Annotated in this window: 1 protein-coding gene; it reads left to right on the top strand. The window is 65.0% G+C overall.

Annotation, left to right across the window (positions count from 1 at the left end):
* Nucleotides 1-454 (top strand): hypothetical protein (locus DF216_RS10405; RefSeq protein ID WP_206280077.1); only part of this gene is annotated, 454 nt, incomplete at both ends.

Here is a 454-nt window from a genome sequence, read left to right as displayed (position 1 = left end):
GGTCTGGACAATGAGCCGGGCGCACGCGCCTACACCATCAAGCACGCCCGCCGGGCCGAGAAGCTGGGCTATCGCTGCTTGGCCGCGCAGATCGAGCAGGTGGGCGAGAGGAAGACCGACTGGAACGATCTGCACCTGCGTGCGCAGGCGGCGGAGGACGGCGACGCACAGTGGCAGGCTGACCTCGACCAGGCACGCCACAACGGCGCGGTGCTGATGGCCCGCACGGCAGTGGACAAGGGCCTTGTGATCTACCAGCGCGAGCAGAAGACCGAGTTCCACATCGAGTTCGCCTCGCGCCTGTTCTGGTTCGAGTTCGACGCAGTGCGCTTCGACAAGATGATGCGTGAAAAGAATCCCGACGACGAAGAAGGCACGCTCAGCGATGAAGCGGTGGCCAAGATCCAGCGCGCCTGTGCGTCGGTGCAGCAGATCGCCAACTGCTACCCCGAGG

Source organism: Streptococcus oralis, from assembly GCF_004127215.1.
Taxonomy (GTDB): Bacteria; Bacillota; Bacilli; order Lactobacillales; family Streptococcaceae; genus Streptococcus; species Streptococcus oralis_BD.
Note: the sequence above shows the minus strand (reverse complement) of the source record. Positions and strands in the feature narration are given on the sequence as shown.